9 protein-coding genes are annotated in these 12,776 nt (G+C 36.8%); 1 reads left to right on the plus strand and 8 read right to left on the minus strand.

Annotated elements, in window-relative coordinates; all coding sequences use genetic code 11:
- Window positions 1-76: 76 nt before the first annotated feature.
- A complete protein-coding gene (locus tag GFO_RS07655) occupies window positions 77-3,004 on the minus strand; it encodes an FAD-binding and (Fe-S)-binding domain-containing protein (protein WP_041250056.1) in 2,928 nt (975 codons plus the stop codon).
- A gap of 133 nt (window positions 3,005-3,137) precedes the next feature.
- On the opposite strand from GFO_RS07655, the gene GFO_RS07660 reads away from it, so the two are divergent.
- A complete protein-coding gene (locus GFO_RS07660) occupies window positions 3,138-3,638 on the plus strand; it encodes a hypothetical protein (protein ID WP_011709513.1) in 501 nt (166 codons plus the stop codon).
- A gap of 59 nt (window positions 3,639-3,697) precedes the next feature.
- Here the strand turns inward: GFO_RS07660 and bshA are convergent, their stop codons facing one another.
- The 7 genes from bshA to GFO_RS07695 all read right to left on the minus strand — a co-directional run bounded on the left by bshA (window position 3,698) and on the right by GFO_RS07695 (window position 12,648).
- On the minus strand, window positions 3,698-4,828 hold the full coding sequence (bshA, locus tag GFO_RS07665; RefSeq protein WP_011709514.1) for an N-acetyl-alpha-D-glucosaminyl L-malate synthase BshA: 1,131 nt from the start codon (window positions 4,826-4,828) through the stop codon (window positions 3,698-3,700).
- Between the two features lie 3 nt (window positions 4,829-4,831).
- Window positions 4,832-7,768: a serine hydrolase domain-containing protein gene (locus GFO_RS07670; RefSeq protein ID WP_011709515.1), complete on the minus strand. Its 2,937-nt coding sequence runs from the start codon at window positions 7,766-7,768 to the stop codon at window positions 4,832-4,834.
- Window positions 7,768-8,253 carry a hypothetical protein gene (locus GFO_RS07675; RefSeq protein ID WP_011709516.1) on the minus strand — a complete coding sequence of 162 codons (486 nt, stop codon included), beginning with the start codon at window positions 8,251-8,253 and terminating at the stop codon, window positions 7,768-7,770. Before GFO_RS07675 ends, GFO_RS07670 begins: the two co-directional genes overlap by 1 nt.
- A gap of 83 nt (window positions 8,254-8,336) precedes the next feature.
- Complete coding sequence (locus tag GFO_RS07680) at window positions 8,337-9,128, minus strand: (Fe-S)-binding protein (RefSeq protein WP_011709517.1); 792 nt, start codon at window positions 9,126-9,128, stop codon at window positions 8,337-8,339.
- A 38-nt stretch (window positions 9,129-9,166) separates the two neighbouring features.
- The gene (locus GFO_RS07685; protein WP_011709518.1) at window positions 9,167-10,507 is read right to left on the minus strand and encodes a 4Fe-4S dicluster domain-containing protein; all 1,341 of its coding nucleotides are present in this window, start codon (window positions 10,505-10,507) and stop codon (window positions 9,167-9,169) included.
- Between the two features lie 6 nt (window positions 10,508-10,513).
- The gene (locus tag GFO_RS07690) at window positions 10,514-11,467 is read right to left on the minus strand and encodes an MlaD family protein (RefSeq protein WP_041250057.1); all 954 of its coding nucleotides are present in this window, start codon (window positions 11,465-11,467) and stop codon (window positions 10,514-10,516) included.
- A gap of 56 nt (window positions 11,468-11,523) precedes the next feature.
- Complete coding sequence (locus tag GFO_RS07695; protein ID WP_011709520.1) at window positions 11,524-12,648, minus strand: N-acetylmuramoyl-L-alanine amidase family protein; 1,125 nt, start codon at window positions 12,646-12,648, stop codon at window positions 11,524-11,526.
- Window positions 12,649-12,776: the final 128 nt, after the last annotated feature.

The following is a 12,776-nucleotide window of genomic DNA, read 5'->3' on the forward strand; positions in this document are numbered from 1 at the left end:
ATTTCTTTCGCCCTAAATTTATGAGTTTAGCGAAGCCTATAAACATTTTTAAGAAGGATTAACAAAACTTTCAAGATTATATTTTTTTAAGGGCATTTCTTAATATGGTCGCAGGATGAAGAGCCATTCTATTTGTACCATCTTTAATCTGATGCCTGCAACTGGTTCCATTTGCCGAAATAATCACAGATTCTTCACTTTTACGTATAGCCGGGAATAATGAATTTTCACCAATTTTCATACTTATCTCATAATGCTCTTTTTCATATCCAAAAGAACCCGCCATCCCACAGCAACCTGAGGGAATGATAGTCACTTTATAATTTTTAGGGAGATTCAGTATATCAAAAGTCTTTGAAACATTGGATAATGCTTTTTGATGACAGTGGCCGTGAATTTTAATAGTTGCGGAATCATCAGTAAATTGATCCTGCCTTATATTTCCCATAGCGATCTCTTGCTTTAAAAACTCTTCAATAATAAAGGAATTTTTTGCCAGTTTTACCGCTGAATCTTTATCATCTGCAAGCCTTAAATACTCATCTCTAAAGCTTAATATCGCAGATGGCTCGACTCCAATTAAAGGCGTCTCATCTGAAATTAGATCTTTAAAAATTGAAACATTTTTGTTAGCCAGTTCTTTAGCTTTATCAAGAAAGCCTTTTGATATCTGACTTCTACCACTTTCAGGATGATCAATAATTAAAACTTCGTATCCTAAATCTGCAAGTAGATTCAAGGCATCTATCCCAACCTCTGCATCCAGATAGTTCGTGAACTCATCATTAAAAAGATAAACCGTTTTAACTGAATTCTCATTCTGGAATTTAGCCTTGTGCTTTAAATAATATTTTTTCAGGGTTTGCTTCGCCACAATAGGCAACGTCCTTTCCGGTGCCACACTAAGAAAGCTCTTAGCAATGCCTGAAGTAAGACTATTCGACATAATAAACCTGGAAATTACCGGGAACTTAGAAGCTCTTTCATTTTGTTGTGTAATATTGGCAAAAGCCCTGTCTCTAAAGCTCGGTTTGTGTGCCTGATTATACTGATGCTGAAATTCAGCTTTCAGAGCGCCCATATCCACATTAGACGGACATTCACTCTTGCAGCCTTTACAACTTATACAAAGATCCAGTACTTCCTTAAGTTCAGGGTGATCAAATCTATTTTTTTTATCTGAATTTGTTAAAAATTCACGCAATGCGTTCGCTCTCGCTCTTGTAGTATCTTTTTCATCTTTGGTTGCTCTATAACTAGGACACATAGTACCACCTGCTTCCACAGATTTTCGACAATCTCCACTCCCATTACACTGTTCTGCAAGCCTGAGAACTCCACCGGCTTCAGAAAAATCCATAATGGTTTCTATTTCCGGTTCAGTTCTATCTGGTGTATATCTTAACGAGACATCCATTGCCGGAGCATCTACTATCTTACCAGGGTTGAAAATATTATTCGGATCAAAAGCATATTTAACCTCCTTCAAAAGCTTATAGACTTTTTCTCCAAACATCAATTCAATGAATTCTGCTCTCACACGGCCGTCTCCATGTTCTCCGCTTAGTGATCCATTATATTTTTTAACCAGCTCTGCTACGTCCTTTGTAATACTTCTGAATAGTTTTACGTCTTCAGATTTCTTTAAATTCAGAATAGGTCTTAAATGGATCTCTCCCGCACCCGCATGCGCATAATAAACGGCCTGCTGATCGTAGGATTTCATAATCTTACTAAAATCTGAAATATAATCGGCTAAAACAGGCAAAGCAACTGCAGTATCTTCGATACAAGCAACTGCTTTTTTATCTCCTTTTAAATTAGCCAGCAAGCCGAGTCCCGCCTTCCGAAGTTCTAAAGCAAGATCTATCTGTTCTCCATATAAAACCGGAAAAGCATAGCCTAATCCAGAGTTTTTCAAAGTTTCCAGTAGAGCATCAACCTGACGCTGTAATTCATCTTCGGAATCATTTCTTAACTCCAGCATTAAAATTCCTTTTGGATCTCCTTCTATAAAAAACCTATTATCCCGGTATTTTAAGCTTTCTTTGGTGCAATCTAAGATTACCTTATCCATCATTTCACAAGTAAAAAGTGAATGTTGCATTGCCGGGACTACAGCCTGCATACAAGAATCTATACTAGGATAATGCGCGGCAACCATCGCGGTATACTTTGGAGGTAACTCATCAAGCTGTAAAGTGATTTCGGTAATAAAGGCAAGAGTCCCCTCACTTCCTGCAATTAGTTTACAAAAGTTAAAGTTCCTGGGGGATTCGGTAAAAACTTCTGAAGCCAGTAATTCATCAATGGCATAACCAGTATTTCTTCTATGAAGTCCCACAGGCGGAAAATTCTTTAAAATTTCTTCCTGATTTGTTTTATCATTTAACTTCTCATGGAGAAGACGATATATTTCACCTTCAAGGTTATCAAGTTTTAATTTCTCCTGATATTCTGATAGCGTGAGATCTCTAAATTCTGCATAGGAACCATCGCTTAATATAACTTTAAGTGAAACTAACCGGTCTCTGGTGGTTCCATATTTTATGGAAGTAGTACCACTTGAATTATTACCAACCATCCCTCCAATCATACAACGATTAGATGTGGAGGTATTCGGACCAAAGAAGAGACCATGTCTTTCCAATCGTCTATTTAAATCATCTCTAATCACTCCGGGCTGTACACTTACTCGTTTAAGTTCTGGATTTACCTCAATAACACCTGTAAAATGTTTAGATACATCAACCACAATTCCATCCCCCGTACATTGCCCTGCAAGAGAAGTCCCTGCCGTTCTTGGAATAAGTGAAGTCTTATATCTTTTAGCAAAATCAATCAGTTTTACAAGGTCTTTTTCATTTTTGGGAAAACACACTGCGAGAGGTATTTCGCGATAAACAGAGGCATCGGTAGCATAAATACTTTTCCATAGATCGTCGTAATGTAGTTCTCCAGATATTTCCTTAGATAGGTGGTATAGGGCTTGCTTCAATTCCATACTCAAATTTAAAAGTTTTCTCTAATCTTACTTAACAGTTTTTTAATTAATATTAACAATACATTTACGCCAGTGTACGTTTTCGTAATAGTATTCAACATAAATTTGTGGTGATCAAACAAAAAAATCAGATATGAAAAAATTAGTTCTTTTGGCAGCTTTTACATTTGGAGCTGTTTTCTTTAGCAATATGAATGCTCAGGAAATTTCAAAAAATGCACTTGGCCTTAGAGTTGGTGATGGTGGTGGATTTGGTGCTGAAGTTTCTTACCAGCGAGCGGTTGGCGGTGATAACAACCGATTGGAATTTGACCTTGGATGGAGAGATGGTAATAATTATGATGCTGTGAAACTTGTGGGTCTATACCAATGGGTCTGGAATATCGAAGGCGGTTTTAACTGGTATGTAGGTGCCGGAGCCGGATTAGGAAGCTATGATGATAATAGAGGAAATGACGATTTTGATGATGATGGTCTCTTCGCATTAATAGCTGGAGATATAGGGATAGAGTATAATTTTGATTTCCCTTTATTGCTCTCTTTGGATCTGAGACCTGAAATTGGTTTTTCAGATTATAGAGAGCATGATGACTTTACACCAGACATTGCGTTGGGTATAAGATATCAGTTTTAGATTTTCTTAAATAGGTTTAAGAAAGAAGAAAGTGAGGATTTAATGATCTCCACTTTTTTTTATGCCTTTATCAAAGCTTTCTCATATAATTCCTCATACCTAGGAACAATTTGATTTATATCAAATCTTTCAGCGGCTTCCCTGGCCTGTTGCTTAAATTTGGTCAACTTAGTGCTGTCACCAAGTATGGAAATTGCGCTTTTAGACATTCCTTCCACATCTCCAACCTCGTGTAAGAATCCTGAAAAATTATTAATATTAACTTCTGGCAAACCTCCTGTGTTTGAAGATATTACAGGTACAGATTGAACCATTGCTTCAAGAGCTGCCAATCCAAAACTTTCGGTTTCTGATGGCAGTAAAAAGAGGTCTGAGAAACATAGAATTTTATCTATTTCATTACTCTGACCAAGAAAAAGAACCCTATCACTAATATTTAATTCTCTTACTAATTGCTCTGCAGCTGCTCTTTCAGGACCTTCTCCAACCATCATTAATCTGGCTTTTACTTTTTTCTGAACCTCAAAAAAGATCTTCACCACGTCTTCTATACGCTTCACCTTTCTAAAGTTACTAACATGAGTAATGATCTTCTCATCATCATGCGCCATTAACTCTCTCTGGCAGTCTGTAAACGATTTCTGCGCAAATTTTGAAACATCAATAAAATTAGGGATCACTTCAATATTCCTGCGTATCTCGAAAAACTTTAATGTGTCTTCTTTAAGGCTTTTTGATACCGAAGTCACAACATCGCTATTATTAATGCTAAATGTAACCGCAGGCTTATAAAAGGGATGATTTCCCACCAGGGTAATATCTGTTCCGTGCAAGGTGGTAACCATAGGAATGCTTATTCCTTCTTCTTCCAACATTTTTTTCGCCATATATCCTGCATAGGCATGGGGAATTGCGTAATGTACATGTAGAAGTTCAATTCCGTAATTCTTAACAACATTAACCAATTTACTACTTAGAGCAAGTTCATAGGGCTGATAATGAAATAGTGGATATTCTGGAACGTTAACCTCATGAAATCTTATATGACTGGAAATTGTTTCGAGTCTTACCGGTTGTTTGTACGTTACAAAATGAACTTCATGACCTCTTCGGGAAAGAGCCAGACCCAATTCGGTAGCTACAACTCCACTACCCCCAAAGGTAGGATAACAAACAATGGCAATTTTCATCAGTTAAAAATCTATAGATTCGTAAATAACTTTTTGGATTTCAGACCTTATATCTTCACGAATAAGTTTCCTGTTATTGGAATCTGGATAAGTTCTGTTAGACAAAAATACGTAAACAATTTCTTCCTCTGGATCTGCCCAGGCAAAGGTGCCGGTAAATCCACTATGTCCAAAACTCATCATAGAAACACAATTACAGGTTGGTCCTGAGTTCCCGAGTTGTGGTTTGTCGAATCCAACACCCCTCCTTACATCATCTTCACAATAATAACAGGTATTATATTTTTCTATAGTTTCCTTTTCCAGAAATTTATCTCCTCCGTAAGATCCTCCATTCAAATAAGCCTGCATGATCTTAGCAACATCGTTGGCAGTACTAAAAAGCCCGGCATGCCCGCCAATTCCACCCTGCATGGCAGCTCCCTGGTCGTGTACATAACCTCTAACTACCTGTCTGCGCCATAACTGATCATTTTCTGTTGGTGCTATTTGCAAACTGTCAAACCTTGTTCTTGGTAGGTATCCTGTATAATTTGCGCCCAAGCGTTTATAGAGATGTTCCTGGGTGATATTCTGTAATGAGGTCTCGTAATATGCCTCCAGATAATATTTTAATAGATAATATGGTAAATCACTATACTTATATTTCAAGCTTCTTTCCAGATCGCTCTTTTTTATAGTAGTTAAAATTGTATCCCCAATGTCTTTTCTTATATAGATTTTATCTGCAACCTGGGTATTGAATTCTTCCGAAGGATTTTCATTGTAATAAATATTAGATAGCCCTTTGGTCTTTGGATCCAGCGTTGAAATATAAAATGGTATCCAGGCCTGCAGTCGCGCATAGTGCATTAGCATATCCTGAAGCCTGATATTCTTTTTATTTGAATTTTTAAAAGACGGAAATAATTCGCTTAATGTTGTATCGAAATTTAAGACTTCCTCTTCATCTAACTCCATTATCAATGGGAGGGTCGCTAAAATTTTGGTTAAAGATGCCAGGTCATAAACTGTGGTATCTGTTACCGGCAGATTTTTTTCATAGGTTTGATGCCCAAAATTTTTCTCATAAATCACTTTTCCCTTCCTAGCTATAAGTATCTGGGCTCCGGGAGTCATTTCCTTATTTATAGCATACTTGATGATACTATCAATTTTTTTAAGCTTAACCGAATTCATTCCGACACTTTCCGGAGTACCATAAGAGAGTCTATTTACATTATTTGTATTAAAACCTGTCCCAACCGGAAATTCATTTTTGATACTTACCGGCAGTTTACCTTTAGCATCTGTAGCTCCAAACAAAACCTGGGCTACTTTTCTCTGTGCCACGGGATGATTTTGATAACCAACGATAATACCCTCAAGATTAGCAAAACTCTTTACATCCAGAAGTGCATAAGGACGTGTAAATAATGAAAGTACCGTTTTATTTTTTCTGGCAATCTCATGTAGCCAAACCAGTTCTTTCTCTGAAAATTTATATGATGCCCACGGGCTGGAATTAGATTTATGATAACCAACAACCACGTAATTATAGGCTTCAAGTTTTTCCAGAAGTTCAGGTAGTTTTGCAGCTTTTACCCAATCTACCTTTCCGTATTTTTTCATCTGGCTTAAAAATGCACTTCCATCATCATCGCCAAAGTTCACATAGGCTATTTTTTTCTTTTCCAGATTCTTGACCGGAACTACGGCCTTATTGTTCTTTATTAGAGTAATCGCATTTTCATATAAATCTTCTAACAGCGCTTCATCTCTGGAAGTATATAATTCCTCAATTAAGAAAGTGGTGGTAATAGGTTTGAACTTATTTAAACCAACTTTATATTTAGCATATAGAATCTTCTTTACAGAAAGTTCCAGTCTTTCTTCTGAAACCAAACCAGAATTTACTGCTTCTATTATACTTTTTGATGCTTTACCAATATCCTCACTCATAAGCAGCACATCGTTCCCGGCCATAAAAGCATCAAGATCTACTTCACCCGGTTCTTTATTTCTTGAAACCCCTTTCATATCCAAAGCATCGGTAAAGATCAGACCATTAAACCCCATATTCTTTTTAAGGATATCTGTAATGATCTTTTGAGATAAGGATGCTGGCTTCCCATCTTTTGACTCTAATGCCGGAACATTTAAATGAGCCACCATAACACTACTTAATCCTTTAGGAATTAACTTCCTGTAAGGATAAAGCTCTACTTCATCGATTCTTTCAGAAGTAAAATTTATAGTTGGTAAGGTTTTATGGGAATCTGTATCTGTATCTCCATGACCGGGAAAATGTTTCGCACTACTTAGCCCCCCTTCTCTATGCATTCCATTCATAAATGCAAGGGCCTTTTCAGTAACATTTATTTTATCTTCTCCGAAAGATCTATTCCCAATAATTGGATTATCAGGATTGGTATTTATATCCACCACCGGAGCAAAATTGAAATGGACCCCCAGCCTCTTTGTATGTCTTGAAATTGCTGCTCCAGCCTCTTCAACAAGTTTATTATCCTGAATAGCGCCTAGCGTCATATTCCAGGGCAAGGCAAATGTACTATCCAGTCTCATTGCCAGTCCCCATTCTGCATCCATACCAACAAGCAATGGAATTTCAGACATTTCCTGAAATTCATTGGTAAGTTGCGCCTGCATTACTGGTCCTCCTTTTGAAAAAATAAGGCCACCAATATGGTTTTCCTTAATCTGCTTTCTAATACTATCTGCTTCATTCTCATTCTGGGACCAGATACTCGCCATAAATAACTGACCAACTTTTTCCTTCAGGTTCATAGAATCATAAACACTATCTACCCATTTTTTTTGCTGTGGATAATCCTTTGCAAACAATGGACTTTTGATCTGGTTAGTCTGCGAAATTCCCTGAAAGGAAATAAGTATTAAAAGTAGAAATGTATAAAACCTGGGGGATTGCTTCAACTTCATTAATTCAGAAAACGTTTATGCCAACTTTCAGATGCCGGAACTTCCCAGTCTGAAAGATATTCGGCTTTATTATTTACAAGATTATTAAATACGATAGTGCTTGGGGACACCGCTTTTTCCTTGGCCATTTTCCGAAAATCAGTTAGACTCTTATAAGCGATAAATTCTCCCTGCTTATAAGATACATTCATCTTATCTAACAGGTCTACGTTATAATCTCTTTCTAATTGCTGAATAAACTGAACAGAAGCATCTATAGAACAACCGGAGGCAGCATTTAATTGCTGATCCAGCGCTATAGTAATAAAGCGTTTATATTTTATTTCGTAAGAAGCTTTTAAGTTGGCACCGTGAGCGGTCCACTTCTCAATAAACGTGTCCAGTTTTTTAGAAATTTCCTGAATTTCTTCTTCTGTAAAAGACCTGTTTGCTTGATAAATCCAAACTCTGGAACTATCGGCAAGGCTTTCAAAGGTTACTAACATAAGGGCTAAAATTGAATTGTTACAAATCTAATTTATTTAGCCTTTAGGTCAAATATAGTACCGTGTTTTAACTTTTGGTATTTTTAAAAATCCTCAGCGTTTGCAATCATCTCTGCAACATCCATTACTGCCACGCTGTCTTCCTTTTCTTTGTTCTTAACTCCATCTGTCATCATAGTATTACAGAAAGGGCAACCCGCTGCAATAATTTCAGGCTGAACTTCAAGAGCCTGCTCGGTTCTTTCAATATTCACATCCTTATTTCCAGGTTCAGGCTCTTTGAACATTTGACCGCCACCAGCTCCACAGCAGAGACCATCTTTTTTGCATTTACGCATCTCCACCAGCTCCACTTCTAATTTTCTTAAAAGGTCTCTAGGTGCTTCATATTCATTATTTGCACGTCCTAAATAACAGGGATCGTGAAATGTTATTTTCTTTCCTTTAAATTTCCCGCCTTCAACTTTGAGTCTACCTTCATTAAGCAACGCTTTTAAAAATTGCGTATGATGCATTACATCATAATTTCCGCCTAGTGCAGGATATTCATTTTTAATGGTATTAAAACAATGCGGACATGCAGTTACAACTTTCTTTATTTCGTAGCCATTAAGCACTTCAATATTGGTGGCTGCCTGCATTTGAAAAAGAAATTCATTACCAGCCCTTTTTGCAGGATCCCCGGTACAACTTTCCTCAGTTCCCAAAACTGCAAAATCTACTCCTGCCTTTTGTAATAATTTCACAAAGGCTTTACTTATTTTTTTCGCGCGGTCATCAAAGCTACCGGCGCAACCAACCCAGAACAATACTTCCGGCTTTTTACCTTCTGCCATATATTCGGCCATTGTAGGAACCTTAAGTGCTTCTGCCATAATTGTTGATCTTTATCTTAGTTTCTTAAATTCTTATTCTATTTTTCTTCGGCCCATTTCAGACGATCCATCTGGTTGTAAGGCCAGGGAGCACCATTGTTTTCGATATTGGTCATCGCAATTGCCAATTCGTTTGGAGCCGCACTCTCTTCCATTACCAGATATCTTCTCATATCTAAAATAATTGAAAGAGGATCTATACCTATAGGGCAAGCTTCTACACATGCGTTACAAGTGGTGCAGGCCCAAAGTTCTTCCCTTAAAATATAATCGTCCAGTAATTTCTTACCGTCATCTTCAAATTTTCCATTTTTATTAATGATCTCCCCGACTTCTTCTACCCTATCCCGAGTATCCATCATGATCTTTCTTGGAGATAATTTCTTGCCTGTTTGATTAGCGGGACATTCTGAAGTACAACGACCGCACTCCGTACAGGTATAAGAATTAAGCAATTGCACCTGATTAAGGTCAAAAATATCTGAGGCTCCGAATTTATCCGGTTCTCCTTCGTCTTCTCCTTCAGCAGGAGCTGCAAAAGGATCAGCGTTTGGATCCATCATTAGATCTACTTCCTTCTTAACCGCTTCCAGGTTATCAAACTCACCCTGTGGGGTTAGTTTAGATAAATATACATTTGGAAAGGCCAGAAGAATGTGAAGGTGTTTTGAATAATATAAATAATTCAGGAAAAATAAGATTCCTAAAATATGTAGCCACCAGGCTGTTCGTTCAATAATAATTAAAGTAGCATTGCCTAGTCCGTCTATTAGAGGCAGCAAGTACTGACTAATAGGAAAGCTTCCCATGATCCCTGCTTCTGAAGCGTAATGATCTGCACCATTCATCTGTAATTGATAATCTGCAGCATTCATGGTAAGAAAAAGTATCATCAATACCATTTCAAAATAAAGAATATAATTGGCATCGTTCTTAGGCCAACCTTTTAATTCTCTACTTAAAAATCTACGAATATTTATAATATTTCGTCTGATCCAAAATAAAATTACACCTACAAATACTAATAATGCGAGAACTTCAAAACTAGCGATTAGAACATCATAGAAACCGCCCATAAAAGCGAAAATACGATGAGTTCCAAAAATACCATCGATGATGATCTCCAGTACTTCAATATTTATAATTATGAAACCAACGTAAACAATGATATGAAGAAAACCTGCAATTGGTCTTTTAACCATTTTACTCTGACCAATTGCAATTCTGGCCATTTTCGCGAATCGCTCACCAGCATTATCTGAACGATCTACTTCTTTTCCAAGCTTTACGTTTCGGATAACTCGTCTAATATTCCTGGCAAAAAAGCCAATTCCTGCCACGAGGACAATTATAAATAGAATCTGTGCAACAATTTGCATAGTTGGTTATTTTAAAGAGTCTTTAGGTTCATCATATCCCCCGGTTTTCTTACCAAAAACAGAAAAATGAACATATCTCTTTGGGTTGAGTTTAATATCCTGTAACAGCTGCTCTAGTTGCTTAGTAGCTCTATCCAGATTGTTATAAACTGCATCATCATTTATAAGCTTCCCGGCAGTTCCTTCTTTACTATTTAATTTATTTGAAATACCCTCAAAATCAGCGATCACCTTTTCAAGATCACCGGTGATCTTATTAATGTTCATATTAGTAAGAGTATCTGAAAACTTATTAAAGTTAGTAGACATCTCATCCAGATTGGTAAAAGTTCTATTCAGCTTCTCTGAATTACCTTTTACGATCCCTTGTAGTTCATCGGCCGTAACTTTAAAAGATGCTACAGTTGCATCCAGGTTTCTAAAAGTGCCTTTAATGTTATTTCTTGTAGAATCATCAAGAATTTCAGTGATCGCAGTAAGCATAGAATCTGCACTTACAATAGTACCCTCCAGTTTCTTTTGAAGTGGTGTAAGCCTGTCATTTACCAACTCCATAATACCTTCTTCCTTATCTCCTTTCAAAGTATCGCCAGATTTAGCAATTCCCATTTCAGAATCGTACTGCGGAACAATTGCTAAAGATTTCCCACCTATGATGCTACCACCATAGATTTTAGCTTCACTATTCTTAGAAAACCTAAAATCATTTTTTACGGTAAAGCTTACCAATAAATCACCGGTTTCATTTAAAAAATCGATTCCCGTGATCTGGCCTACTTTAAGACCATTGATTGTTACTTCTGAAGATGGTGATAAGCCTTCAACATCATCATAAACAGCATAGAAGGTTCGGCTGTTGTCCAGAAGATTTTCCCCTTTCAGAAAACTATAACCAAAAATTAAGATAACTATAGCAGTAATAGCTAATAGGGCAGTTTTGACCTCTCTGGAATATTTCAAAAGCAAATTTTTTAATGAATACGCACAAATTTAGAAATAAAAATAGAAAAGCCGCTCTATTTAAGCTTTGATTTTAACGCGTCATTAACTGTAATTTTTTGCTCATCTTTAAATGCGACGATATAACTTGTTGCATATCCATTCTTTATCGCTTCTTGATGCAGATGCTGAATTTTCAAATAATCTGATGTTTCCCCGTAATAATACTTAAAGAGCTTACCTTCTTTAGTACGATCAATATTCTTCAAGCCCTTAAAGTTATACGGTTTTGGATCTATTTTTTTTGACCCTGCAGCTATCTGAACTCTAAAGATCACATCTTCATATATTTTGGAAGAAGGTTTATCTGTAGATTTCAACTGACCTACAGGATGACTTTTAGCAATACTCTCTAAAAGATTAAGGTTAATGGTATGACTATATTCTACAATAGCAGCTGTAATAGCCCTGGCCATATCTTCCTGCCCTTTCCTGCTGTTTAAATATGGGCCTTCCTGATTGTTTGTCAAAAATCCGGTTTCAACCAATACACTGGGCATATAGGTTTGATGCAATACAATTAATCCCATTTGTTTCACACCCCGGTTCTTTCTTTTAAGATCATTAGTGAATTCTTTTTGCACCTTATCTGCAAGTAAAATACTTTGATCCAAATATTCTTCCTGCATAATTGTTAGGCCAATAAAGGATTCAGGAGAATTTGGATCATAACCCTCGTAGGTAACTTCATAATTCTCCTCCAGGTAGATTACCGAATTCTCTTTCTTTGCTACTTCAAAGTTCGTTTCATTTCTATTAAGACCTAATACAAAAGTTTCGGTTCCTGAAGCTTGGGAATTATGGGAGTTACAATGTACAGATACAAAAAGATCGGCATTTGCTTCGTTGGCAATTCTACCTCTTTCAAATAACTCTACAAAAACGTCAGTTTTTCGGGTATACACCACTTTAACACCGTCATATTTTTCCAGGGATTTCCCTATTTTCAAGATAATACTAAGGGCTATATCTTTTTCTTTAAAGCCATTCCCCATATTTCCAGGGTCTTTTCCTCCATGACCGGCATCTAAAACAACAACAAATTCTTCCTTATTCGGTGGAACTTCTGCAGAAAAAACTGAACCAGAAAGACCGAATAAGACAATTGTGAATACGAAAAGTTTAAGTAAGTTCGTTCTCATAAAAAGCTAACGCTTATGTGGGGTGAATATTTTAATTAATATTTTTGCTGCACACTCAAAACTCAGCTGAAAAAATATATGTAATTTTGAATTTGCAAAAAGCAAGCCAATCTGTACAAAAATAGCAC

This window comes from Christiangramia forsetii KT0803, assembly GCF_000060345.1.
GTDB classification, from domain to species: Bacteria; Bacteroidota; Bacteroidia; order Flavobacteriales; family Flavobacteriaceae; genus Christiangramia; species Christiangramia forsetii.